We start from the raw sequence: 24,988 nt of genomic DNA, 5'->3' as shown, positions 1-24,988 counted from the left end.
ATGAATCCTAACTTAGTAACAAAGTTGCATATTGTTAAAATTCCCTAAGCTTTAGGCTTAAGGAAATAGTATTTGAGCTAGACTCTGATACTAAGGTAGAATATAATGAAATAAAAAAGGGGGCTAAAACCCCCTTTCTACTTGTGTGCTTGCTTATCCGAGGTAAGGTTTCAATGTCTTACTACGGGAAGTATGTCTCAGTCGGCGAATAGCCTTCTCTTTGATTTGTCTTACTCGCTCTCTGGTAAGGTTGAATTTTTCTCCGATTTCTTCCAGAGTCATCGCATGCTCACCATTCAATCCAAAGTAAAGCGTGATTACATCAGCTTCTCTTTGTGTCAAGGTGGAAAGTGCTCGTTGAACTTCCTTACGAAGGGAATCATTCATCAAACCATCATCTGGCTTTTCGTCTCCATCATTTTCCAATACATCCAAAAGGCTATTTTCTTCACCTTGAACAAAAGGAGCATCCATAGATACGTGACGACCAGAGATTTTCATAGTATCAACTACCTCATTTGCAGTTACTTCTAGCACTTCAGCCAATTCTTCTGGAGATGGCTCACGCTCGAATTTCTGCTCTAGCTCGCTGAACGTCTTGCTGATCTTATTCAATGAACCTACTCTGTTCAATGGAAGACGAACAATTCTAGACTGCTCCGCTAGTGCCTGAAGGATAGATTGTCTAATCCACCAAACGGCATAGGAGATAAATTTAAATCCACGAGTTTCATCAAAACGCTGTGCAGCTTTGATCAATCCAAGGTTACCCTCATTGATCAAATCCCCCAAAGAAAGTCCTTGGTTTTGGTACTGCTTGGCAACTGAAACAACAAATCGGAGATTGGCTTTCGTCAATTTTTCAAGTGCCAATTGGTCACCTTCTCTAATTCTCTTGGCCAGAACTACCTCTTCGTCTGCTGTCAACAGGTCAACTTTTCCAATCTCTTGAAGATATTTATCCAGGGATTGACTTTCTCTGTTGGTAATCTGTTTGCTAATCTTTAGCTGCCTCATTCAGGAATATGATTTGTGAAATTTAATAGTTTAAGAAAATCAAATTAATCAAATGTTTCGATTAACCTTATGCACTCAGTGCTGGTTTTTATGGTTTTGGCAATAAAGCCTTTCTAGAAAGCTTGAATTTGCCAGTTTTCTTATCGACATCGATCAATTTAACCTGTATTTCTTCTCCTGGCTCAAGTACACCGTCCATAGTTTCTATACGCTCATGCTTGATCTCGGAGATATGTAGTAAACCATCCTTACCCGGCATAAATTCCACAAAGGCGCCAAAAGGTTGAATATTTTTTACTTTACCTGTATAAGTCTCTCCTATTTCAGGCTGAGCCACGATTGCTTTGATACGCGAAAGCGCAGCATTAAGTTTATCTTGGTTAGCAGAGAAAATGTTGATTTTACCCTGATTGTCGATCTCTTCGATCACGATAGTAGCTCCAGTATCCTTCTGGATTTCCTGAATTACTTTACCTCCAGGCCCGATCACAGCACCGATCAATTCCTTAGGAATCATCATGATGAATGATCTTGGAGTATGAGGCTTCAATTCTGCTTTAGGAGCAGCAAGAGTTTTGGTGATTTCGTCCAAAATATGAAGTCTACCAGCTTTTGCTTGATGCAAAGCTTCTTTCAATACAGAATAATCTAATCCTTCTACTTTAAGGTCCATCTGACAAGCAGTGATTCCTTTTGCAGTACCAGTTACTTTGAAATCCATATCTCCTAGGTGATCTTCATCGCCCAAAATATCAGAAAGGATAGAATATTTACCAGTTTTCGCGTCAGAGATCATTCCCATAGCGATACCAGTTACGGCAGATTTGATAGGAATACCTGCATCCATCAATGCCAAAGAACCAGCACAAACCGTAGCCATAGACGAAGAACCGTTTGATTCCAGGATGTCTGATACGATACGGATAGTGTAAGGATTCTGCTCAACAGGAGGAAGAACTTTTCTCAAAGCTCTCATCGCCAAGTTACCATGACCTACTTCTCTTCTTCCAGGACCTCTATTTATTTTCACTTCTCCCGTAGAGAATCCAGGGAAATTGTAGTGAAGATAGAATTTGTTGTAACCTGAGATAGTTGCACCGTCCACCATCATCTCGTCCATCTTAGTACCTAAAGTACAAGTGGTAAGCGATTGAGTTTCTCCTCTAGTGAACACAGCAGAACCGTGAGCAGATGGTAAGTAATCAACAACAGACCAGATAGGTCTTACTTCGTCAAGTTTTCTACCATCCAATCTTTTCTTCTCATTCAATGTCAAGTTTCTAGCAGCTTCCTTGTGGACTTTGCTGAAATATGGGCCGATTAGGCTCGCTTCGAATCCGTGATCTTCGCCTAAGCTAGCTACGAATTCTTCTTTGATTTCTTTTACTAAAGCAGAACGCTCAGTTTTGTTGGCAATTTGCTTTCCTACTGAAGCGTAAAGTTTGTCGTAAACATCAGCTCTCATCTTATCGAAAAGTGCCGGATCAGACTTCTCGTGACAGTATTCTCTTTTTACTTCTTTACCTACAAGTTTGGTAAGCTCAATCTGAGCCTGGCAATGTCTCTTGATCTCCTCATGAGCATATTGCATTGCTTCTAGCATCTCTTCCTCTTCGATCTCGTTCGCTTCGCCCTCTACCATAAGGATAAAGTCAAGCGATCCTGCTACGATGAATTCTAGAGATGCTGTTGCCAACTGTGTTGGAGTTGGGTTGATGATCAACTTACCATCGATTTTCGCTACGCGAACTTCAGAGATAGGACCGTTGAAAGGTATATCGGAAACAGCCAAAGCCGCAGAAGCAGCAAGACCAGCCAAAGCATCTGGAAGCACATCCTCATCACCACTGATTAAAGTGATTGCAATCTGAGTATCTGCATGGTAATCATCTGGGAAGATTGGGCGAATAGCTCTATCTACGATACGGCTAATCAAAATCTCGTAATCTGAAAGTCTTCCTTCTCTCTTCAAAAATCCACCAGGAATTTTTCCTGAGGAAGCAAATTTCTCTTGATAGTCAACAGACATTGGTAAAAAATCCACCCCTTCTCCAGCTTCTTTCTTGGATACTACTGTAGCCAAAAGCATAGCTTTTCCCATCTTCACTACTACTGATCCATCAGCTTGCTTCGCCAATGCGCCAGTTTCTATTGTTATTTCTCTGCCATCTTCTAGGGTGATGGTCTTGGTGATTAAGTTCGGTAACATAAATGATTGTTAGTTTGCGTCGTTAGTGATAAAAGTGTTCTTATAACCTTAAAAATAAAAAAGTAAGGTTCTCACTCAAGAGAACCTTACTAGATTGGTTATTTTCTGATTCCTAGCTCGGCGATGATTGATCTGTATCGCTCGATCTCTTTCTTGTGAAGGTAATCCAATAGGCTTCTTCTTTTACCTACTAGCTTCAATAAACCAAGTCTTGAGGAGTGATCCTTCTTATTTGACTTCAAATGTTCAGTCAAATGCTTGATTCTGTGTGTAAAGAGGGCAATCTGAGACTCAGGAGATCCTGTGTCAGTAGCAGATTTTAACCGTCCATGATTCTTAAATAACTCTTCTTTAATCTCTGAGGATAAATACATGTTTAGCTAAATTTTGTAAAACAACCACAAAGGTAGGGTTTATTCTGAGAAAGTAAAAAGTTAATGCGCTTTTGAGCCAAGAACTTTGAAGCGATTCTTAATACTCTTCCAAATCGCCAAATAAAAGTCTGGCTCAAACAATCTCGCATCCTTTCTAGCCTGCCTTACAAAGAACAACCCAAAAGGAAGTAAGCATAGATTGGAAAACCAAGTTCCAAATAATGGATCTGCAATACCTTCTTTAGCCCACTTCTCCCCTGTTATCGTCAACATATAATACACGATGAAGAATATGATAGAAATCAATACGGGCATACCTAATCCACCCTTTTTGATAATAGCCCCAAGTGGAGCACCTATCAAAAACATCGCAAAGCAGGCGAAAGCCTGAGTATATTTTTGATACCAAGCTATTTGGTACCTTCTATATTCTCTTTGATAGTTATCTATCTGGCTCATCTTGATATTAAATGAGTTCTTAAGGTTTCTAGAGTTGGTCAAGGCCATTGAGATTGCACTCTTTTCATAGCCACGATTCTCTACAAGAGAGTCAATTCTTTCTCTTTCCATTTCAGTCAAAGCTGCGGTTCGCTCTACTTTGACCACTTGCTTTTTACTATTGAGATTGGTGTCCAACTCTGCGAGCTTAATTTCTACCTTTTGTTCATTTTTGCTAGTAGGTTTAAGAAATAATGAATCATTGGATGAAACCTCATTAGAAATAGTGACAGTTTTTTTATCAATGATTAGTGAATCGCTATTTGTAGTCAGTGTCCGAGATTCAGGCTTATCAACTAGAATCGATGAAGTGTCTTTTTGTGCTAGATTTTTTGACTGTTCAAGAGAATCCAGTAGTTCTTTCTCCCTATTCATTTTTGCCATCCTAATGGAGTCATCCAAAAATTTTCGTTCGGCTATTTTTGCTGAAGGTTTAAATTTTCTATCCCGTGTAAAAAATGGATAAATACTTTCAGCTTCCTGAAAACTCCTAAAGAGCTGCTCATTGACCAATGTTCCTATGGAATCCAGACCTACCTTAATTTGCGATATATTTTTAATAGATCTGTTAGTGGACCAAGCATCTTCAGCTGTCCGATTAAGCTTGAATGTATTATTCAAGTCAAACACAATTTCATTTGTATCAAAAGATATCCTATCAAATTCAACGGGTTTCTCAACAATCCCCCTTGTTGGTTTAGATTCTCTATAATTCTGTCCATGATATAAGGACAGCTTCATATAGTTCTCATTGAAAAACGGTTCCATCCTACCCGAATCAGCCAAAGTCACTTTTAAATTACCAGTTCTACCATCGGAATGATCATAGATCAAAATGTCTTTGAGCCCAAATTCACCAACTTTTTCATTGACTTTGATACTATAACCTGGGATACCTGCGTAGAAAACCCCAGCTTTTATATCCAACGCAGGCGATTTCATCCGAATATCATAGAGCAAACTGAAGGTCTTAAGGTTAACCTTAGGTACTAGGTAATTATTTGAAAGATATGCTCCAAAAGCTAACACAATCACAAATACTCCAATCGGACGTAATGCTCTCAAAAGGGATATTCCGCTACTTTTAATTGCAGTAAGTTCAAAGTGCTCACCCAGATTTCCAAAGGTCATTAAGCTGGAGAGCAATACTGCTAACGGCAGTGCCATAGGAGATATACTGATAACAAAATACCCAATCAGCTCCATATAGATCCAAAAACTCAGACCCTTCCCAAAAATCTCATCGAAGTATTTCAGCATGTTGACGGTCAACAGGATGAAATCCACGACAATAAAAGTCAATAAAAATGGGCCCAAAAATGACCCAAGTATAAGTTTATCTAGTTTCTTCATTATTCAAACTGCTCACAAGGCAAGTACGGCAGCCTTGGAGCTGAAGTTCAAATTTGGTAAAATCAATTGAGATTACCCACCAATAATTTCTTTGAGTCTTCCTATTAGACCATGCCAGATGGAAATTAGTTCTTCATCATCATATCCATCAGAGTAATCGATCACTTTCAAAAACAAGGTTTGGGTGAGATCATTCTCTTCCAATTTAAATTCTATAAATGCATGATCTGACTCATCGGGGTTTTTAGGATCGTAAAATTCAAATTTCACGTGAGAATTACTGCGTTGAGAAGCTAGTCGCGCATAATGATCTTCTCTGTCGAAATTGAAAATATAGTTCTTATCCTCGTTTATTTTCACTTCATCTGCAAACCACTCTTCTAATCCACTCGCAGTACTTAAATAATGGAAAACTATTTTTTTGGAGGCATTGATTTGATAATCAGCTACAAACTTGTTTTTTACCATGATAATCGCTTTTACACTATGTAAAAAATCATTTTTTTAAAGAACGTCAACTTGCATTTCACAGTACAAGACCTCATATTTGCATTCCCTTACGAAAGGGAGGTTTTCTGGGGTTGACAATATACGATTCTCGACCAAAGTGATTTGATTCTCGAACGTGCTTTAATATAGGCATTAATTTCAAAAATCAATACCCAAAAAATGTTTCTACTAGGTTAGAAACTCATTGAAGTAATTGAACCGACATTAAATTATAAATGGCGAGGTATCCCGATAGTTATCGGGAGCAGGATTCATATCCGCTAAGCCACGGTGCATAGGCGCTTCAAACGGGAGTTTAATTTTCCTAATTGAAGTGTTAAAAAGAAATTATAAATGGCGAGGTATCCCGATAGTTATCGGGAGCAGGATTCATATCCGCTACGCCACGGCGAATAGGCGCGTCAGACGGGAGTTTAATTTTCCTAATTGAAGTGTTAAAAAGAAATTATAAATGGCGAGGTATCCCGATAGTTATCGGGAGCAGGATTCATATCCGCTACGCCACGGCGAATAGGCGCGTCAGACGGGAGTTTAATTTTCCTAATTGAAGTGTTAAAAAGAAATTATAAATGGCGAGGTAGCTCAGTTGGTTAGAGCGCAGGATTCATAACCCTGAGGTCGGGAGTTCAAATCTCCCTCTCGCTACTAAAGGCTTTCGGAATCGGAAGCCTTTTTTTATTTTTACTAATGGATGAATTTTTAGTCTATGTGCTTCATTCGCAAGCTTCTAGAAAGACCTATACTGGTATGACTTCAAACCTTATCACCAGATTTTATTTCCATAATTCTAAATCAACCAAAGGGTTCACATTAAAACACAGACCATGGATTGTTATTCATGTGGAATTCTTTAAAAGCAAAAAATAAGCTCTGATTCGTGAAAAAGAACTTAAAATGGGAAAAGGTAGAGATGGGGTAAATCAGAATATTCTTCCATTTTATTCATAAGCCTAAATTTCATATCGAGTTCATCACTCCTCTACGCTACCACATTTTGATCTAGCGGAAATATATTTCCCTATTTTTAGTGGATGACATCGCCCGAAATAAAAAAACCACCTACCTCACTTTTTCAAAAACTCAAGTTTCTTGGACCTGGATTTATACTTTCAGCTTCCATTGTTGGATCAGGGGAATTAATAGCTACCACTGTTCTGGGTGCAAAAGGTGGATTTATCACCTTTTGGGTCATACTAGTTAGCTGTCTGGTGAAAGTCGCCATACAATTGGAATTTGGGAAGAATGCTATTATTACTGGGAAACCTTTGATGACTTCTTTTTCAAGTCTATCTGGGCCTAAGAATTGGGCAGTTTGGACGACATTTTTATTGACACTTTTCAAAATTTTGCAACTTGGAGGAATGATCGGTGGTGCAGCTATCGCACTAAGCATGCTTTTGCCTCAGGTCTCTCCTATTATTCTAGCCTTTATTCTAGGAGCCGTTACAAGCCTATTGATCTATAAAAATTACTACAGCATTGTAGAACGGACATCCATGTTTATGGTGGTAGGCTTTACTGTTTTTACGCTTGCGTCTGTGATAGCCCTTAGCTACAGTCCCTTTGGTTTTACTTTTTCAGATGTGGCAAGTGGTTTAACATTCAGTTTACCATCTGATTTAATATTTGTCGCTATAGGAGCTTTTGGGATCACGGGAGTGGCAAGTGACGAGATTATTGCCTACACCTATTGGTGTCTGGAGAAGGGCTACGCCAAATATGTCGGTGAAAATGATGGCAGCGAGGAATGGAAATATCGAGCGAATGGCTGGATAAAAATCATGTACTTGGATGCAATCGTCGCGATGGTTATTTACACCGTAGTCACTGCAGCTTTTTATTTACTGGGGGCTTCCATTCTGTATGGTAACCAAGACATCCCAAGTGGTAATAAACTAATAGAAACTTTAGCAAATATTTACACACAAACTCTAGGGGAAAATGCCCGTCTTGCCTATATCTCTGGAGCATTCTTTGTGCTTTTTTCAAGTGTGTTTGCTACGCTGGCTTATTGGACACGCCTATTTCCAGATATTTTCGGAGAATTGGGTTGGATAGCCTATGATGATCTGAAAACCAGAAAAACCTGGGTTGCTATATTGGCCTGGGTTTTACCCATTCTCTGGGCTATTGCTTTTGCCTTCGTAGAGCTTCCTGCATTTATGGTCTTATCAGGAGGCGTAATTGGCTCTGTATTGCTATTATTGGTTGTCTATGCTGCAATCCAGTTTAGATTTAAGAACAGCGCTTTAAATCTAGCCTCAGGATATTTGTCAAGCATTCTGTTTTGGCTCAGCGTGGTTTCTATTGGGTTGGTTTCTATCTATGGAATTGTAAAATTATTTTAGCTGAACGATCCCAATTCTAGGGTTTTGCTCTTCTGTTTCGCTGTCTGAATATTCCGATTGCTGCACAAAGTAGAAGATGTCTCTTCCTAAATCCAACGGCCTGAGAATAACTGGATTTCCCAGATCATCCATGATGCCTGATTTCAAATTATAGCCTTTTGAGCTTTCCTTTTCATATACAAACAACAAATGGTTACTATCCGAATAATACTCGCAGAATAGGAATGACTGCGAATTAATCACATTATAGATTTGAATCTTTTTTATCCCGCTCTTATCCAAAGTCTGAATCGTTTCAAAATTCATTTTTAAGAATGGAGTCAGAATCTTGTCCTTAAATTGATAAAGGGTATCATGAAGTAAAATCTGACTACCAAAATCCGGCACATACACATAATGGTCAAGCCCTACCGTAGAGAAGTAATTCTTAAAGGAAAAATCTGAAAATCCACCTGTTTGTAATTTCACATCTCTAACTGGAATGGTATCAACAACAGTCAATGCTCTATCGATTTCATATAAAGTTGATTGGTTTAAATAACCTTCTTCCTGTGGAATAACTCGTTCTTGCCTAAGAACGAATAATTGTTCTTCCAAGACCGCAAGAGAATTCACATAAAATGGAAGTGCATTTTCTAAGAGTAATTCATTTTCCGTGGAATAAACATACAGCTTCATGGCCGAGGCTACATAAAGAAGATCGGATTCTTCGTCAATGGTCATATAGGCGAAATGCTTATACTCTCCAGGTCCCTCTCCCTGTTTACCTAGTACTTTTAGAAACTTCCCTTCTTGATCAAATATCAAAATCCTCCGGGAAGCATCTGAAACATAAATTTTGTCATTGAAAAGTTTAACATCCAATACACCAGTCAAAAAAGAGCTATCATTGGTCTCCAGCTGAATCAGTTTCAAAGATTTTGTCAATTGTTCCAGTTGCAATTCCTGGTCTATCTTACTAGGAATCTCAACGATTGGTAAGCTAGTTTCTAGATTTTTAGAGCACCTAAAAAATCCGAATCCTACTAGAAAACAGGCTGATAGTAAAAAGAAATTAGACTTATGCTTCATTTTCTTACCGGTTCAAATTGAGAATCTATACTACTTAAATCCTATCAACAAAGCTATAGTCCAAAACCAAAAAAGCCTTCCCGAGGGAAGGCTTTTAATAAAATAAGGCAGTGCGTCCTTATTTTACAGTTTCAACTACAGCTTTAAATGCTTCAGGGTGATTCATGGCTAGATCTGCCAAAACCTTACGGTTAAGTTCGATCTCACCTTTCTTCAATAATCCCATCAATTGAGAGTAGGATACGCCGTGCATTCTTGCACCTGCGTTGATACGCTGAATCCATAAAGCTCTGAATTCTCTTTTCTTCGCTTTACGATCTCTGTACGCATACTGAAGACCTTTCTCATACTTGTTTTTGGCTACTGTCCAAACGTTGCTACCTCTTCCGAAGTAACCTCTTGTGGCTTTAAGCACTTTTTTTCTTCTTGCTCTGGACGCTACCGCGTTTACCGATCTAGGCATAGTGTTTTGTTTTTTGACGCATGGTGCCCCGAATTATCGGGATCTTGGAAACCAGTGTGCCTGGTGAATAAATAAACCTTAATTAATTTTTAAGCGACTGCTGAAAATCAGATTCTCAACATTGCTTTTACTCTACCTTCATCAGATTCGTGAACTAGACCAGTTTTGGTCAAGTTTCTCTTTCTTTTGGTAGCTTTTTTGGTCAGGATGTGGCTTTTGAAAGCGTGTTTCCTTTTGATTTTACCGGTTCCTGTCAAAGCGAACCGCTTCTTTGCACTGGATTTGGTTTTTACCTTTGGCATTTTGCTGTATTTATATTAGTTGAAATTTATTTCTTTCCTGCTTTCGGAGCGATGAAGATGTTCATTCTCTTTCCTTCCATTTTTGGAAGCTGCTCTACTGCGCCATATTCTGCAAGCGCCTGAGCAAATTTCAGAAGTAACATCTCGCCTCTTTCTTTAAACACAATGCTACGACCCACGAAGTGTACGTAAGCCTTTACTTTTGCGCCTTCTTTCAAGAAGTTGATGGCATGCTTCAGTTTGAAATTGTAATCATGCTCATCCGTATTCGGTCCGAATCTGATTTCCTTCAAAACAATCTTAGCTGCATTGGATTTGATCTCCTTCTGCTTCTTTTTCTGCTCGTATTTAAACTTAGCGTAGTCAAGAATCTTACAAACTGGAGGATCGACGTTAGGAGAAATCTCTACAAGATCCAGGTCATTTTCCTGTGCGATTTTGATTGCTTTGTCTGTAGGAAGTAATGCATTTCCACCTTCTACGAAATCACCAACCACTCTCACTTCACGAGCTCTGATTTTCTGGTTTACTTTATAAGGTTCTTCTTGTCTACCTCTATAGGGTTGTCTTTGGTTTCTCAAGTTTGCGTTGATTGTTTTTATGAAATTGGATGCAAATATCGGAATTATTTCTAATTAAGAAAAACTGAATTAAATAATACCCAAGTATTACTTACTCAATGATGCTGAAATAATGCCTTGAAAATAGTTTATAAACTCCTCCGGAGAGAAATTACCTAGATCTCCTTCACCATGCTTACGGACAGAAAGCTTTCGCTCTTCCTGCTCCTTTTCCCCTACTATCAGCATAAAAGGCACTTTTTTAACTTCAGAGTCACGGATTTTTCTTCCGATCTTCTCATCTCTGTTGTCAATAGAACCTGATATTCCCACCTCTTCGAGGATTGACTTTATTTCTTCTGCATATTCTACATATTTCTCAGAAATAGGCAAAATATTGATCTGTTCAGGAGAAAGCCATAGTGGGAAGTTGCCTGCACAGTGCTCGATAAGCACCGCAACGAATCTCTCCAAAGAACCAAATGGCGCTCTGTGGATCATCACAGGTCTATGCTTCTGATTGTCCGATCCGATGTATTCCAACTCGAATCGTTCTGGTAAGTTATAATCTACCTGGATAGTTCCCAACTGCCATTTTCTTCCCAAAGCATCTTTGACCATGAAGTCCAGCTTAGGGCCGTAGAATGCCGCCTCACCAAGCTCTGTGACCGTAATCAAACCTTTTTCAGCTGCCGCTTCGATAATTGCAGCTTCTGCTTTGTCCCAATTCTCATCGCCTCCGATGTATTTGGAAGGATTTTCTGGATCTCTCAAAGAGATTTGAGCAGTATAATCATCAAAACCTAAAGCTTTGAATACATATAAAACCAAATCAATCACTTTGATAAACTCCTCTTTCACCTGATCTGGGCGACAGAATATATGCGCATCATCCTGAGTAAATCCTCGAACACGGGTCAATCCGTGCAATTCTCCACTCTGCTCATAACGATATACAGTACCAAATTCCGCGTAGCGTATTGGCAATTCTTTGTAAGAATGCGGTTTGTTTTTATAAATCTCGCAGTGATGTGGGCAGTTCATTGGCTTCAGCAAAAACTCTTCTCCTTCATGTGGAGTAGCAATTGGCTGGAAAGAATCCTTGCCATATTTCTCGTAGTGACCAGAAGTCTCATACAATACTTTATGACCAATATGCGGTGTAATCACCTGCTGATATCCAGCTTTGTCCTGCGCTTTTTTTAAGAAATTCACCAAACGCTCTCTTAAAAGTGTTCCTTTAGGAAGCCATAGTGGCAGTCCTGCCCCTACTTTCTCTGAAAACATGAAAAGCTCCAATTCACGGCCAAGCTTTCTATGATCGCGTTTCTTAGCTTCTTCAAGTAATGTTAAATATTCAGATAGCTCTTTCGCTTTAGGGAAAGTAACACCGTAAATACGAGTAAGCATTTTGCGCTTCTCGTCTCCTCTCCAGTATGCACCAGCGATGTTAGTCAGCTTTACAGCCTTTACAAAACCGGTGTTTGGGATATGTGGTCCACGGCAAAGATCTACGAAGTTTCCTTGCTGATAGAAAGTAATGGTTCCATCTTCAAGTCCTTCTAAAAGGTCGAGCTTGTACTCGTCACCTTTATCCTCGAAATAAGCAACAGCATCTTTCTTGGAAACATCAGAACGGATGTACTCATTTTTCTCACGAGCCAATTCAATCATTTTCTGCTCTATAGCTTCCAGTTCTGACCCATCAAGGGTTTTATCACCGAAATCTACATCGTAATAGAAACCAGTTTCGATCGGAGGACCGATACCGAATTTGATCCCTGGATGAAGTACTTCCAATGCTTCTGCAAGCAAGTGAGCTGAAGAGTGCCAAAACGTGTTTTTGCCTTCTCCGTCATTCCAAGTCAATAATTGGATAGTTGAATCAGTGTCGATAGCTCGGGTAGCATCCCAAACCTGTCCATTTACTTTTGCGGCTAGAACGTTTCTCGCTAAACCCTCGCTGATACTTGCAGCAATCTGTAGTCCGGTAGTTCCTTTTTCGTACTCCTTCACAGTGCCATCTGGAAGGGTAATGTTAATAAGTTGTGACATGTGTAAAATTAGTTCTGCCCATACAAGAAGGCATAAATATTAAGGTGCAAATATGCACAAGACCGATGCAACCAAAAAATATATGGGAAGGGAATATGGAAATGAGCACTTATTTCTTCACCGTATAAACGATTAACACTGGATTTTCAGAGTCTTTGGCTGCAAATGCTGCTTCAGCAAAGTTCTTCCCCTTGCCTTTCACGTATTCCTCAAAGCCTTCTTGACCAAGCGATTCTTTCTTTTTCTGAAGTAAATTAAAAAGGGTTTTACCTGGAATGGAAGTGCCCACTTTACCCTCAGTAAACTGAAGATAAATGTTTGCTAATGGGTACAATTCATCCAAATCATTGACTAAAAGATTTTTAATCAAATTTGATTGCCGAGTTTCCGTATCGTAAATCATTAATAAAGATTGCCCTTCATGCCTAAAGCTTGAGATGAGCAAATTTTCTAAAATAAACCAGCTCTCTTCAAAATACATTTTAGCTTCAGAATTTTTGAATCTTATATACGCCATACCATCCACTTCTACATCAAATTTCTTCATTTCCTGGATGTCCTGCCCATACTTACCAAAGTCCCAAACATACCTAGCTTTCAATTGAGATTCATTTGCTTCATAGATCGTATCTTGTAACGGCATTCCAAAAAAGATTTTTTCTCCTTGTTTTTGAAGGCTGGAAGCTCCGCGATAGTATCCGTAAAAGGTATTCTCATTAAAAGGGATTGATCGTACCGTATCTTGAAATGCTTCATTCACAGATTCAAAAAAGAAATCTCCTTTTTCTGAAGCATTTGTATAAAAATAATAGCTTTCCTCACTATCAGAATATGCTGCTGCCCCAATTTGTTGATCTACTTGTTGTTCTCTTAAAAATTTTCCCTCCAAATCAAACCACATCAACTTTTTAGGTACACCCAATAGCATTAGTTCATTATCCTTGAAAACAGCAGAGTAAAACTGTACGTATTGCCCCGGCCCTTCACCATAGCCATTGATCTCATTGAGGTAATTTCCTGTTTCGTCAAAAATCTGAATGCATTTACAGCCTTGCGTATCGACAACATATATTTTCTCATCATGAAAAAAAACCTGCCGTGAACCTCTTCCAAGCAAGCCTTCCTCAGCGTTTTCCTTCAACCAGATATATTGGACTTCAGGCTCAAAGAATTCGGAGAGTTTTCCCTCTCTAGCTTCGGAGAGGTCAACTTTTATTATTTCTAATCCGTCGTTCAATTGATCTGAATTGGCTTGGTCTCCAGATGAGCAGGAGGTAAAAAAGCTACAAATTAGGACTAGTAAAATTAGATATGGCTGTTTCATTATTTCTTTACAGTGTAAACAATCAATACAGGATTTTCGGAGTCTTTGGCGGCAAATGCTACTTGCGCAAAGTTCTTTCCTTTGCCTCTTACATATTCCTCAAAGCCTTCTTGACCGAGTTCTTCTTTCTTTTTTTGAAGGATTTTATATAGTTCTATCCCTAAAACTCTAAATCCTACCTTATCGCCTTCAAATTGATAAAGCAAATTGTAAGGATCAAAACTATCAGTCAAATCATCGGAGACCCTTCCCTTGATAACACTAGTCTGTTGGGTTTTTCTATCAAAGAATATATTGTAATAACTCACTTCATATTTAAATCCAGCATGAAACTGAGAATTAGTGATGTACCAATTATAGGGAGTGAAATATAACTTGGCTTTCTTATTAATGAAATCAGACCTTTCCCGTGCCTCCAATTCTTCACTCCTTTTCATCTCATCAATAGCTTGTCCGTACTCACCGAATTCAAAAACAAATTTAGGAAGAAGTTCACCGGCTCCAGAAACCATAATTGTATCATTAAATGCCCTTCCAAGGTAGATTTTTTCACTTTTGATGAAGCTATTTCTGTTCGAAAAGTTGCCATAATACACATCATCTTGGTAAGGCAAAAACTTCAGCGTATCCCGAAATGATTCATTAACAGTTTCCACTAAATATTCCCCGGGCTCCCTATACTTTGAATAGAAATAATAGCGTTTATCCTCTTCGGAAAACACACCTGAACCTATTGGTTTGTCTAGTTTCTCTTCTCTTATAAACTTTCCCTCCAATGAAAACCACATCAGTTTAGGCGGGAAAACACCGAGTAACAGTAGTTCGTTATTGACAACAATAGCATCATCAAAACCCAGGTATTTCTCTGGACCTTCTCCGTAAGCTCGAATTTTAGAAAGAAATTTACCAGATCGGTCAAATATTTGAACGCAATGACAGCCAAAAATATCCAGAGTGAAGACCTTGTCCTCATGGAAAAATATTTTCTGTAAGCCATCCCCTATTAAGCCATCTTCGGAATCATCCTTCAGCCAGATATATTGGACTTCAGGCTCAAAGAACTCGGAGAGTTTCCCTTCTCTAGCTTCAGAGAGGTTAACTTTTATTATTTCTAGTCCATCGTTCAATTGATCTGAATTGGCTTGGTCTCCAGATGAGCAGGAGGCAAAAAAGCTACAAATTAGGACTAGTAAAATTAGATATGGCTGCTTCATTATTTCTTTACAGTGTAAACAATCAATACAGGATTTTCAGAGTCTTTAGCAGCAAAAGCTACTTGAGCAAAGTTCTTTCCTTTACCCTTTACATATTCCTCGAAGCCGGCCTGACCGAGTTCTGCTTTCTTTTTTTGTAACAACTTAAATAGCTCTTTTCCTGGAATAGTTGAGCCAGTTTTTCCATCGGAGAACTGATGGAAAAATGAACTGATATGGAGACTTTCATTTAAGTCGTTCACAAAATCTCCTTTTATTACGTGCGTCTTTTGATTATCTCGTGTAAAGAAAATATTATAGCTTTCTTTTTCATAGCTCATCCTTGCATAAAGCTGATTTTCTGTGATATACCATATCGTACTGAGATATAGTTTCGCTCGATTGTTAAGAAACTGCATAAAATCAAGTGGTTCAAGATCCTCATCAATCTTCTTCAATTCATCTTGGCTCTGTCCATACTTCCCAAAATCAAAAACTAGCTTAGGAATAAACTGACCCTGATCGGCGTAATAGCTGGTATCTTGAAACGGCCTTGAGAGATATACTCTGCCATTGGAATTCTGTAAATTACTCCTATCGGAATACATCCCATAGTAGAGCTCTGGATCGAAGGGAATAGCCTTTACTGTATCCTCAATCGTTTCATTCACACTTTTAATGAAGAATTCATCTTGGGCAAATACTGAACTATAGAAATAATATCGCTTTTCAAGATCCGAGAAAACTACCGAACCAAATTGATCGGCGACTTTTTTTTCTCTCAGGAATTTACCTTTCAAACTAAACCACATCAATTTACTGGGAAAAACTCCTGCAAGCATTATTTCATCATTTCTGATAATAGCATCATCAAAATCAAGGTATTCACCTGGGCCTTCTCCATAGCTCCGGATTTTATTCAGGTATTTCCCAGAACGATCAAAAATCTGAATGCATTTACAGCCATAGGTTTCCAAAACGTAAATCCTGTCTTCGTGAAAAAATATCTGCGGAATATCTCTACCTATTAACCCATCCTCAGAATCATCCTCCAGCCATATGTACTCAATCTCAGGCTCAAAGAACTCTGAGAGTTTACCTTCTCTGGCTTCGGAGAGGTCAACCTTGATGATTTCTAATCCATCGTTTGACTGCCCTGAGCTCTCCTTTTCACTTGATGAACAGGAAATAGACAAGACAGAAATCAGAATTAAAGAAACTATCTGATGGAAATAAAGCTTCCTGAATATATTATGCAAAAGCTTGTTAAAAGTTCGACCAAATCTTTTTCCAACGCTACTTCGGTCCCCGGTCTTCGGTCTTCCAGCCTCAAAACCAAAGAGATTAAGGATGGCCTTAGTCAAAATGGTCAAAAAATTCCCCCTTACATTTTTCATCTACCCAAAATAGTGAATAGAATCCAATAACTAAAGAATCAACTGGCCTGATATTTTAACCGCAAATGGCTTAGCTCCAGGGTTATCCAGATAGGTGATTCTATGAAAAAAGTCTATTCTGAAGAATTTGAAAATGTTTTCTACGCCATAGCCTAATTCCACATAGGGTTTTGATGGATCCAGCCTTCCAAAGGTTTCTAAATGATTTCCCAGAGGATCGACGTTTGGCGTATTTGTGATATTTTTATCACTAACCGACCCATAAAGAATATTGGCATTAGCCACAGCTCTCCATTTGAGTTTTTTGATCACAGGGATTCTATTCAAAAGGAAGCCCTCAAAATAGTGTCTATATCGCAAACTGGCATATTGGTCTGAAGCGAATTCGTTGAAATTCATGGTATTAAAAGCAGCCGAAGTATAAAAAAGTGTTTCGTTACCAAGGTGATTGTTCAATATGGGATAGGGCACTTCGCCAAATACTTTTCCCGCAAATAACTCATACCTGGACACACCAAGCATCCCTACATTTAATCTTTGATATAGATAGAAATCAAGTTTGGAATAGGCAATATCTCCACCTAGCCATTTTATCCCCTTGGCATAAGAAAGCTGAACTATCGGCCATTTGGAAGGGCCAAAAGATGTGCGCGCATTGTCATTGATTATAATAATTTCGTCTTTACCGTATCGTAAAGAAGCCTGAACTTCGGTGGTTTCAAAATTAGACTCGTATTCTCTCGTGTCTTTTTCCAGAAAATAAAAGTCGAAAAGTGGATCAAACTGCCTTACATGCAGATTGGAAGTGAATAAGAAGCCTTTGAAAAACTCCCGCTGAAACTGGAAATTATAATTAGTATTCAGGAATGGACGACGTAGCGTACCAAATCTACTTGCCGCCAGAAACACGGAATTCCCTTGGAGGTTTGATATCTCCAATCCTACCTGATCAATTTCCTTTTGCGTAGATAAGGAAAGTGTGGTCCAATGGAATCTGTCTAAAATACGTTTAACCTTGGCAGTATACTTGAATTCCTCGTCTTGAAAACCATAAGCTCCGTAGCCTTCCAGTTCCCATTTATTACTGAATTTCACGGAAGTACGAGCTCCCATTCCCAGGCGAACTCCCTCTATATCATTGTAATTAAAAAAGCCTGGCCATGGACCAACTTCAAACTTTCCAACATTGAGGTAGCCTGTTCCAAAGAATTTTAAACCTTCGGAAAAGAAGCGAACAATAGGGATCCTTTTTAGCGTATCCACCATCTGTAACACAGCAAGCTCCTCCTCACTCAGGGGGTCTTGTCTATTTATTTTCCAAAATTCATCATCTCCTGAAGCATAATCGAGCTCCAGCGTAACGGCCTGATTGAAGAAAGAAGTTGGCTTAGGTTCACCGGTACGAATGCTATCTGCCGAGGTATAGAATTTAGCAAGCAATCCAGCCGTCTTAGGTGTGATTTGGCCTATTTTGATTTGTACACGGGATTTGGAAGGAATAAGTGGTCCCGCCTCAGTGGGTACAAGCTCCTGCTGAATTTTGATACGCTCAATAAAATTCAAGTTCGCCTCCTTAGGAATAGCCAAATCGACCTGCTTTAGCGCATAAGTCTCCTTGTTGATCCAGATAGTCCCTGTAAAGGCTAGATCCTGCTCTCTCCTTGGATACACTTGCAGCACGTAACATGAATCCGCACCCACCAGCACAGAGTCAAGTAAATCGTAATCGTAATAGGCTTTCCAGCCATCTGCTATCGGCGACACGAAGTCTTTCTCAACTATTGTCAACCAGTTTTTGTAGAAGTTGTACTCCTGAAATGCCGAACCCGTGATCTGTGAGGTAGTCGATCCATCCGTAATCCCAACCCCAGTAATTCTGGATTTCTCCACTACTTCCTTACGAAGCACCGGGTTATTTCTATAATAGAATTTAGATAAGGTTTCAGAGAAAAATACTGGCAAAATCTTCTGCCCCTCATCATTTGTCAGTTGCTTGATCGAATCCAGTATAGCAGTAATTTTCTGCACAGATCTTCGATGCGAGAAATCATCAGAAACATGATCTACATCAATTTCAATCTTGGTATAGTTCTTTGACTCATAAGAACTTAAATTCCTTTTATCAAAGTACTCTTTTCGTTCTACGGCTTGGCGTATAATTTCAAATGCTGGGTTTTCTCCTGCTTCAAAAACAAAAGCCTCCATCTCAAAATCTGATGGCTTAAGTTGAAAGTTTACAGTTTGCTCTGGCTGATTTTGTAAAGCTTTGCTAGCCGAAATGTAACCGAGATAGCTTACCGTAATGCTATCGGATAGCTTTTTGGCTTCCAAGTTATAATTCCCTTCAAAATCAGAATTGACACCAGTGGTCGTGCCCTTTAGTATGATTGAAGCGAATGGAATAGGGTCTCCAGTCTCTGCATCAGTGATTTTCCCTTTGATCACATGCTGCGCAAAGGACTGGGAACTAGCCAGAAGAAGTAATAGGAAAAAGTATCTTCTAATCATTAAATGTCAAATCCTGGGTGATTAAGGAGTTGCAAAATTATTTCAATCCAAGTTGATATCGGCATGAATTGAATTAAAAAATAATAAATGAGTAAAAAAACTGCTCACACCCTGTCAGGGATTTTGAAAAATCCGCTTGTATATTTGAAGCTACAAACCGAGAAACATGATATACGATATAGCAATAATTGGTGGTGGAATTGTAGGGTTGGCTACTGCACTTAAAATTCAAAAAGCACGTCCAGACCTTAAAATAGCTATTTTGGAGAAGGAAGACCAACTTGCTAAGCACCAAACTGGCAATAATAGTGGTGTGATTCACTCAGGGTTGTACTACAAGCCAGGCTCATTAAAAGCTACCAATTGCATAGGCGGATATCATGAGTTGATTCAATTTTGTGAGGAAGAAAAAATTCCTTTTGAGATCACCGGAAAAGTAGTGGTCGCTACCAGAGAAGAGCAAAAGCCATTGCTAAATAACTTGTATGAAAGAGGCCTTCAAAATGGCTTGGAAGGAACGAAATACATTACATTAGAAGAGCTGAAAGAATTCGAACCTCATTGTGCCGGGGTAGCTGCACTGCATGTTCCTCAGACTGGAATTGTAGATTATTTCAAAGTTGCGTTGGCGTATGGACGAAAAATAATCCAGCATGGAGGAGAGATTTTTCTTAATCATAAAGTAGTAAAAATTAAGCAACAAGAAGGGATCAACTATATTGAAACTTCCAAGAAAACCTTCCAAAGTAAATTAGTCATCAACTGCGCTGGACTGTATTCGGATAAGGTAGCTCAGATGAGTGAAAAGGATCCAATTGATGTGAAAATCATTCCTTTTAGAGGCGAATATTTCAAACTGAAAAAGGACAGGGAGTTTCTGGTAAAAAACCTGATTTACCCTGTACCCGATCCTAATTTCCCTTTCCTAGGGGTACACTTCACCCGAATGATGAAAGGTGGTGTGGAAGCTGGCCCAAATGCAGTTTTAGCTTTCCGAAGAGAAGGTTATAAAAAATCACAAATCAATCTTAAAGAGCTGGCCGAGTCTTTAGCCTGGCCAGGTTTCCAGAAAGTAGCTGCCAAATACTGGCAAACGGGTTTTGGTGAGATGTATAGATCTTTTTCAAAAGCCGCATTTACCAAAGCATTGCAGGAATTGATCCCAGAAATTCAGGAATCTGACCTTACTGAGGGCGGAGCTGGTGTGAGAGCACAGGCGTGCGATAGAACTGGCGGGCTGTTGGATGATTTTTCTATCAGAGAGTCTGCACATGCTATCAACGTGCTGAATGCCCCTTCCCCTGCCGCTACCAGCTCACTAGCCATTGGAGGAACCGTTGCAGAATTGGCGTTGAAGAGGTTTGCTTAACCTTTGAGATGTTAGCCATCAAATGCTTAAGAAGGCAATTTAAAGGCTCTCCTCGAAGGTTTTTTTGATATTGATAATTCTCAGTTTGGTGCAAGTCTCATGACTTGAATCAGTTGAACTAAAGCCAAACCGGAACGGTGACTCCTGAATAAATAAACTGCGCCTTTGCGCTTTGGCGGGATTTCCTAGAAGTAAACCTACACCTGAGTATTTACAGAATCAGGCAAATATCTATTAGCAAGCTTGATCATTTCATCGCCTTTAACCAGATCACTGGCACTGAGTTCGGAAGTATGCGTATGGCCAGAAGCTCCAAGCAATTCTTGAACTGCGTGAACCGTATTTTTGTGGAAATTATAAACTCGCTCAGATTTATCTGTAATCACTAATCCTCCCACTAAGCTAGCTCTTTGTGTAGCTACGCCCGTTGGACACTCATTAGTATTGCAGCGCAGTGCCTGAATACAACCTACACTAAACATAAAACCTCTTGCTGAATTACATATGTCAGCTCCAAGGGCAATGTTTTTCAAAATTGCAAAGGCACTAATAGCCTTTCCAGATGCGATGATTCTAATCTGGCTACGTATCTGAAACTTTTCCAAAGTCATCCTAACGTAAATCAGTGCAGGCTCTAGCGGTAACCCAACACTGTCAGAGAATTCTAAAGGTGCAGCTCCTGTCCCACCTTCAGCCCCATCTACGGTAATAAAATCAGGAAATATATTCTTGGAAACCATCACTTTACAGATTGCCGTAAATTCCTCCGTTCTACCTACACAAAGCTTGAACCCTACAGGTTTACCACCAGACAAGTCTCGAAGTTTGGCTACGAAATCAACTAATTCTGAAGCATTGGAAAAAGCACTGTGAGAAGGTGGTGAAAGAATCGTAGTTCCTTTCAATACCCCTCTTATCTCAGCTATTTCAGCCGTATTTTTCACACCTGGAAGTACACCTCCATGACCTGGTTTAGCTCCTTGAGAAATCTTAATTTCGATCATTTTGACCTCAGGCCAATTAGCTTTTTCAGCGAATTTCTCCTCACTGAAATTTCCATGCTCATCACGACATCCAAAGTAGCCAGTACCTATTTGCCAGACCAGATCTCCACCTTCTCTATGATGTGCAGAGATTCCGCCCTCTCCCGTATTATGAGAAAAACCACCTTTCTTGGCTCCTATATTCATCGCTTTCACTGCATTGGAACTGAGAGAACCAAAGCTCATTGCTGAAATATTAAAGATAGACGATGAGTACGGCTGCTTACATGAATCGTTACCGATAGTCACTCTAGGGTCTTCGTCATGGGTATGAACAGCATATATAGAATGTCTTAAACCAATGTAATCCTCCCCATTGATATCTCGCTGTGTACCAAACGGGTGAGTATCATTTACATTCTTTGCTCTTCTATAAACTAAAGATCTGATATTTCTACTAAATGGCCTTCCATCTGTATTTGTCTCGATGAAATATTGCTGAATTTCGGGACTGATTTTCTCTAATAAATAACGAAAATGACCAACTACAGGAAAATTTCTAAGAATGGCATGGGTCTTTTGATTCACATCATAAAGGCCTATCACGAAAAGAATTACAATAATCCCCAGTATAAAATATCCAAACTTAAATTGGACAAATTGGAAATACCAGATTAGAAAAAATGTCAGCAATAATAACAGTACAAGACTGATGAAAAACGCTTTTCTCATAGTAACTTTTTTATTGAATTAGGCTACAATATACTAAAACCCTTAGGCCTAAAGCTGATCCAAGAGGAATTCTTGAACTCTATACTCCGCCCAAGTAAATTCATTCTTGCTGATCACAAACCCCGTGTGCCCGCCTCTTTTTGGCATTTCTAACGTGAGTTCTTTCTTGCTCTCAGCAAGTTTCACAGGATAACATGCTCCGTCTAAAAGTGGATCGTTCAATGCATTTATTACCAAAGTAGGCACGGCAATAGAAGGCATCCAATTATCCGCACTTACTGATTTGTAAAAGTCTTCAGCGTCCTTGAATCCATGCAGTTTGGCAGTGAAGAATGTATCAAATACATCAAAATCAGAGACTCTTTCCAGTAATTCTAAATCTATTAAATCAGGGTATTGGACGGCTTTCTCACGCATTTTATTTTTGAGTTTGCCCAGAAACTTATTCTTATAAAAAGTATTACTTCGAAATTTTAGCGTAGCGGCACTCGAAAGTAAATTACAAGGGGTGGAATAGACCGCAGCTCGCTTTATTTCAACTGGCAAATCATTCCCCTTTTCACCTAGGTATTTGAGAGTCTGGGCTCCGCCCATGCTAATCCCAGTTAAGAAAATTTCTTGGTAAGAATGAGCTTTAAGAACATGAGAAATGACTGTATCCAAGTCATACGTAGCGCCATGATGGTAAAGAATCGGTCTCAAATTCATCTCTCCACCACATGAACGATTGTTCCAAACCAAGACATCTACTTCGCTGGAATTGAAAAGTTTAACCATTCCTTTGACGTAATGCCGTTCAGAATCACCTTCTAAGCCATGTGAAATAATAAGCAATTTGGAACTGCCAAGCTTTGACCAATCCAAATTCAAAAAATCACCATCGGGGGTATCTATTTTTTCTCTCTTATAGTTTACTTCGGAGACTTTTCTGAAAATACTGGGAATGATAGTTTCCAGATGTCCATTGAACAAATATGCCGGAGGTCCTTGGTAGGTAGATTTGATAATACTCATGAGGCTTCAAAAATAGAAAGCTTTACATGAAATTCATGATCCCTTAAAGTTCAAGAAATCTGTATGGGCTACTTTTGTAACATAGAACATAATACTTCATAGGGTAACGATTTCAAAAGTGGAGCGGCGGGTGTCAGCTCCTTTTTTTATAGCGTCAATTTATGGACACGCTGGATAGCAGCCTCTAGCTTTACTTGTAGACTTAGGTAATGTGACTGAAACTGAACGCAATCAAATCCCTCACTTTCAATGATTTCCTTGCCTACCTGCAATTCATCCGTAATATGTGATAATTCAAACATACAGAGAGTCGGCTTTAACTTATGTCTGATTTGCTGGATTTTTATATCATCTTTTTCAGATGAACCGTCAGCATATTTTTCTCTAAGTTCGAGTAGCCCCTTATAAATTGCCACAGTAAGATCTTTTTCAAAATCTTTGTCACCATCAGCCATTTCGCAAATGAGCTGATCAAGTTCAGGATAAAGTTGTTCCATATGCGTTAATTCAATGAGGCAGTACCTGCAAGAAATCCTGTGGACCAGGCAGCTTGAAAATTGAAGCCACCAGTGATACCATCTATATTTAAGACTTCCCCGGCAAAGTAAAGGTTTGGGTGATAATTACTTTCCAAGGTTTCCGGATTTACCTCATTCAAGGCAATTCCTCCGGCAGTTACAAATTCTTCTTTGAAGGTAGTCTTTCCTTCGACTTTCAAAGTATAGCAAAAAAGATTCTGTACCAACTTATTGATTTGCTTTTTCGACAGTGTGCCATACAATTGTGCATTTTCTACTCCCGAACGTGCACAAAAGTGCTCCCAAAGCCTAGCTGGAATTTCAAAAAGTGAATGACTCTCTACTTTACGATTAGGATGAGCCAGTAGATAGTTTTTGATATGGGCATTAAATTCTTCCTCGCCGTATGCTCCATTCCAATTAATTAATGCTGTAGCAACGTAGTTTTTATCCTTAAGCCATTGCGCTCCAAAAGCAGATAATTTCAATACAGCAGGTCCACTCACACCCCAATGCGTCACCAACACAGGACCTCTATAAGTCATTTTTGTGCCTTCTATTTTGACTATTCCATCTACCACCGATAGCCCCATAAGTTCACGCAGTGATTCCTTGGGAGTATTGAAAGTAAAAAGTGATGGGATTGGATCTAAAATGCTGTGCTTAAGATTCTTTAAGAACGAGTAACTATCCAATTTAGGATGCCCTCCTGTGGCTATTATCAGCTTGTCTACAAGGAATGTCCCATCGTCTGTATCGAGCTTATATTGGCTATCCGCAGGAGTAATGGACTCTACACCACAGGACTTACGAATAGTGATATTGAGTTTTTTAGCCTCTTTAAGTAATACATCAATGATGGATTGAGAGGAATCCGAAACAGGAAACATCCTCCCATCAGCTTCAATCTTCAAAGCCACTCCTCTACTTTCAAACCACCTGATGGTATCCTCGGATTTGAATTTGGGGAAAACGCGCTTTAAAAACTTCTCACCTCTGGGATAGTTTTTGACCAGTTTGGAGATTTCCATAGGTCTATGTGTGACATTGCACCTGCCACCACCAGACACTTTTACCTTAGATAAAAGCTTTGGGGACTTTTCAAAAATAGTAACTTCTGTTCCTGGCGCGCTTGCGTGAATAGCTGCGAAAAAACCAGCTGCTCCACCCCCTATTATTCCTATTTTCAA

The 24,988-nt window shown here is 39.3% G+C and carries 21 protein-coding genes and 1 tRNA gene; 4 read left to right on the top strand and 18 right to left on the bottom strand.

What is annotated here, in order from left to right:
* Nucleotides 1–153: 153 nt before the first annotated feature.
* The 5 genes from BM291_RS06465 to BM291_RS06445 form a co-directional block, all read right to left on the bottom strand.
* A complete protein-coding gene (locus BM291_RS06465; protein WP_057936313.1) occupies nt 154–1,017 on the bottom strand; it encodes a sigma-70 family RNA polymerase sigma factor in 864 nt (287 codons plus the stop codon).
* A gap of 88 nt (nt 1,018–1,105) precedes the next feature.
* Nucleotides 1,106–3,226 carry a polyribonucleotide nucleotidyltransferase gene (gene pnp, locus BM291_RS06460; RefSeq protein ID WP_092895509.1) on the bottom strand — a complete coding sequence of 707 codons (2,121 nt, stop codon included), beginning with the start codon at nt 3,224–3,226 and terminating at the stop codon, nt 1,106–1,108.
* A 98-nt stretch (nt 3,227–3,324) separates the two neighbouring features.
* The gene (rpsO, locus tag BM291_RS06455; RefSeq protein ID WP_057936311.1) at nt 3,325–3,600 is read right to left on the bottom strand and encodes a 30S ribosomal protein S15; all 276 of its coding nucleotides are present in this window, start codon (nt 3,598–3,600) and stop codon (nt 3,325–3,327) included.
* A gap of 60 nt (nt 3,601–3,660) precedes the next feature.
* Nucleotides 3,661–5,451 carry an LptF/LptG family permease gene (locus tag BM291_RS06450; protein WP_092895507.1) on the bottom strand — a complete coding sequence of 597 codons (1,791 nt, stop codon included), beginning with the start codon at nt 5,449–5,451 and terminating at the stop codon, nt 3,661–3,663.
* 72 nt (nt 5,452–5,523) lie between these two features.
* Nucleotides 5,524–5,919 carry an START-like domain-containing protein gene (locus tag BM291_RS06445; RefSeq protein WP_092895505.1) on the bottom strand — a complete coding sequence of 132 codons (396 nt, stop codon included), beginning with the start codon at nt 5,917–5,919 and terminating at the stop codon, nt 5,524–5,526.
* 613 nt (nt 5,920–6,532) lie between these two features.
* Here BM291_RS06445 and BM291_RS06440 point away from each other — a divergent pair.
* The 3 genes from BM291_RS06440 (at nt 6,533) to BM291_RS06430 (ending at nt 8,309) form a co-directional block, all read left to right on the top strand.
* Nucleotides 6,533–6,606 (top strand) — tRNA-Met (locus BM291_RS06440).
* Between the two features lie 42 nt (nt 6,607–6,648).
* Nucleotides 6,649–6,828: a GIY-YIG nuclease family protein gene (locus BM291_RS22225; RefSeq protein ID WP_262481211.1), complete on the top strand. Its 180-nt coding sequence runs from the start codon at nt 6,649–6,651 to the stop codon at nt 6,826–6,828.
* Nucleotides 6,829–6,992: 164 nt separating this feature from the next.
* The gene (locus BM291_RS06430) at nt 6,993–8,309 is read left to right on the top strand and encodes an Nramp family divalent metal transporter (protein WP_092895503.1); all 1,317 of its coding nucleotides are present in this window, start codon (nt 6,993–6,995) and stop codon (nt 8,307–8,309) included.
* Here BM291_RS06430 and BM291_RS06425 read toward each other — a convergent pair.
* The 9 genes from BM291_RS06425 to BM291_RS06385 all read right to left on the bottom strand — a co-directional run bounded on the left by BM291_RS06425 (nt 8,301) and on the right by BM291_RS06385 (nt 19,182).
* A complete protein-coding gene (locus tag BM291_RS06425) occupies nt 8,301–9,380 on the bottom strand; it encodes a 6-bladed beta-propeller (protein WP_092895501.1) in 1,080 nt (359 codons plus the stop codon). The two genes, BM291_RS06430 and BM291_RS06425, sit on opposite strands and share 9 nt — an antisense overlap.
* Before the next feature lie 118 nt (nt 9,381–9,498).
* The gene (rplT, locus tag BM291_RS06420; protein WP_086501406.1) at nt 9,499–9,843 is read right to left on the bottom strand and encodes a 50S ribosomal protein L20; all 345 of its coding nucleotides are present in this window, start codon (nt 9,841–9,843) and stop codon (nt 9,499–9,501) included.
* A gap of 107 nt (nt 9,844–9,950) precedes the next feature.
* Nucleotides 9,951–10,145, bottom strand: coding sequence for a 50S ribosomal protein L35 (gene rpmI / locus BM291_RS06415; protein ID WP_092895499.1), 195 nt, complete (start codon nt 10,143–10,145; stop codon nt 9,951–9,953).
* Nucleotides 10,146–10,171: 26 nt separating this feature from the next.
* Entirely contained in the window at nt 10,172–10,726 is a 555-nt protein-coding gene (infC, locus tag BM291_RS06410; RefSeq protein ID WP_092895497.1) for a translation initiation factor IF-3, read from the bottom strand.
* Nucleotides 10,727–10,813: 87 nt separating this feature from the next.
* Nucleotides 10,814–12,760 carry a threonine--tRNA ligase gene (thrS, locus tag BM291_RS06405; RefSeq protein ID WP_092895496.1) on the bottom strand — a complete coding sequence of 649 codons (1,947 nt, stop codon included), beginning with the start codon at nt 12,758–12,760 and terminating at the stop codon, nt 10,814–10,816.
* A 109-nt stretch (nt 12,761–12,869) separates the two neighbouring features.
* Nucleotides 12,870–13,997: a 6-bladed beta-propeller gene (locus BM291_RS06400; protein WP_245786787.1), complete on the bottom strand. Its 1,128-nt coding sequence runs from the start codon at nt 13,995–13,997 to the stop codon at nt 12,870–12,872.
* An 86-nt stretch (nt 13,998–14,083) separates the two neighbouring features.
* On the bottom strand, nt 14,084–15,298 hold the full coding sequence (locus BM291_RS06395; protein ID WP_092895492.1) for a 6-bladed beta-propeller: 1,215 nt from the start codon (nt 15,296–15,298) through the stop codon (nt 14,084–14,086).
* The gene (locus tag BM291_RS06390) at nt 15,298–16,536 is read right to left on the bottom strand and encodes a 6-bladed beta-propeller (protein ID WP_175499656.1); all 1,239 of its coding nucleotides are present in this window, start codon (nt 16,534–16,536) and stop codon (nt 15,298–15,300) included. Before BM291_RS06390 ends, BM291_RS06395 begins: the two co-directional genes overlap by 1 nt.
* Before the next feature lie 168 nt (nt 16,537–16,704).
* A complete protein-coding gene (locus tag BM291_RS06385) occupies nt 16,705–19,182 on the bottom strand; it encodes a DUF5686 and carboxypeptidase-like regulatory domain-containing protein (protein WP_092895488.1) in 2,478 nt (825 codons plus the stop codon).
* Between the two features lie 166 nt (nt 19,183–19,348).
* Between BM291_RS06385 and lhgO the strand changes: the two genes are divergently transcribed.
* Nucleotides 19,349–20,551, top strand: coding sequence for an L-2-hydroxyglutarate oxidase (lhgO, locus tag BM291_RS06380; RefSeq protein ID WP_092895486.1), 1,203 nt, complete (start codon nt 19,349–19,351; stop codon nt 20,549–20,551).
* Nucleotides 20,552–20,748: 197 nt separating this feature from the next.
* Here lhgO and BM291_RS06375 read toward each other — a convergent pair whose 3' ends face one another.
* The 4 genes from BM291_RS06375 to BM291_RS06360 all read right to left on the bottom strand — a co-directional run bounded on the left by BM291_RS06375 (nt 20,749) and on the right by BM291_RS06360 (nt 24,988).
* The gene (locus tag BM291_RS06375) at nt 20,749–22,266 is read right to left on the bottom strand and encodes an FMN-binding glutamate synthase family protein (RefSeq protein ID WP_092895484.1); all 1,518 of its coding nucleotides are present in this window, start codon (nt 22,264–22,266) and stop codon (nt 20,749–20,751) included.
* Nucleotides 22,267–22,314: 48 nt separating this feature from the next.
* Complete coding sequence (locus BM291_RS06370; RefSeq protein ID WP_092895482.1) at nt 22,315–23,280, bottom strand: YheT family hydrolase; 966 nt, start codon at nt 23,278–23,280, stop codon at nt 22,315–22,317.
* Nucleotides 23,281–23,426: 146 nt separating this feature from the next.
* A complete protein-coding gene (locus BM291_RS06365; RefSeq protein ID WP_175499655.1) occupies nt 23,427–23,777 on the bottom strand; it encodes a hypothetical protein in 351 nt (116 codons plus the stop codon).
* Nucleotides 23,778–23,782: 5 nt separating this feature from the next.
* Nucleotides 23,783–24,988 carry a BaiN/RdsA family NAD(P)/FAD-dependent oxidoreductase gene (locus BM291_RS06360; RefSeq protein ID WP_092895480.1) on the bottom strand — a complete coding sequence of 402 codons (1,206 nt, stop codon included), beginning with the start codon at nt 24,986–24,988 and terminating at the stop codon, nt 23,783–23,785.

This window comes from Algoriphagus aquimarinus (assembly GCF_900112005.1).
Taxonomy (GTDB): domain Bacteria; phylum Bacteroidota; class Bacteroidia; order Cytophagales; family Cyclobacteriaceae; genus Algoriphagus; species Algoriphagus aquimarinus.
Note: the sequence above shows the minus strand (reverse complement) of the source record. Positions and strands in the feature narration are given on the sequence as shown.

Excerpts from the sequence above, each read along its gene's own strand:
- rpsO (WP_057936311.1), bottom strand. The coding sequence starts at position 3,600 with ATGTATTTATCCTCAGAGATTAAAGAAGAGTTATTTAAGAATCATGGA.
- BM291_RS06370 (WP_092895482.1), bottom strand. The coding sequence starts at position 23,280 with ATGAGTATTATCAAATCTACCTACCAAGGACCTCCGGCATATTTGTTC.
- BM291_RS06450 (WP_092895507.1), bottom strand. The coding sequence starts at position 5,451 with ATGAAGAAACTAGATAAACTTATACTTGGGTCATTTTTGGGCCCATTT.
- BM291_RS06465 (WP_057936313.1), bottom strand. The coding sequence starts at position 1,017 with ATGAGGCAGCTAAAGATTAGCAAACAGATTACCAACAGAGAAAGTCAA.
- BM291_RS06395 (WP_092895492.1), bottom strand. The coding sequence starts at position 15,298 with ATGAAGCAGCCATATCTAATTTTACTAGTCCTAATTTGTAGCTTTTTT.
- lhgO (WP_092895486.1), top strand. The coding sequence starts at position 19,349 with ATGATATACGATATAGCAATAATTGGTGGTGGAATTGTAGGGTTGGCT.
- BM291_RS06385 (WP_092895488.1), bottom strand. The coding sequence starts at position 19,182 with ATGATTAGAAGATACTTTTTCCTATTACTTCTTCTGGCTAGTTCCCAG.
- BM291_RS06445 (WP_092895505.1), bottom strand. The coding sequence starts at position 5,919 with ATGGTAAAAAACAAGTTTGTAGCTGATTATCAAATCAATGCCTCCAAA.
- BM291_RS06425 (WP_092895501.1), bottom strand. The coding sequence starts at position 9,380 with ATGAAGCATAAGTCTAATTTCTTTTTACTATCAGCCTGTTTTCTAGTA.
- BM291_RS06365 (WP_175499655.1), bottom strand. The coding sequence starts at position 23,777 with ATGGAACAACTTTATCCTGAACTTGATCAGCTCATTTGCGAAATGGCT.
- thrS (WP_092895496.1), bottom strand. The coding sequence starts at position 12,760 with ATGTCACAACTTATTAACATTACCCTTCCAGATGGCACTGTGAAGGAG.
- pnp (WP_092895509.1), bottom strand. The coding sequence starts at position 3,226 with ATGTTACCGAACTTAATCACCAAGACCATCACCCTAGAAGATGGCAGA.
- BM291_RS22225 (WP_262481211.1), top strand. The coding sequence starts at position 6,649 with ATGGATGAATTTTTAGTCTATGTGCTTCATTCGCAAGCTTCTAGAAAG.
- BM291_RS06375 (WP_092895484.1), bottom strand. The coding sequence starts at position 22,266 with ATGAGAAAAGCGTTTTTCATCAGTCTTGTACTGTTATTATTGCTGACA.
- rplT (WP_086501406.1), bottom strand. The coding sequence starts at position 9,843 with ATGCCTAGATCGGTAAACGCGGTAGCGTCCAGAGCAAGAAGAAAAAAA.
- BM291_RS06430 (WP_092895503.1), top strand. The coding sequence starts at position 6,993 with ATGACATCGCCCGAAATAAAAAAACCACCTACCTCACTTTTTCAAAAA.
- rpmI (WP_092895499.1), bottom strand. The coding sequence starts at position 10,145 with ATGCCAAAGGTAAAAACCAAATCCAGTGCAAAGAAGCGGTTCGCTTTG.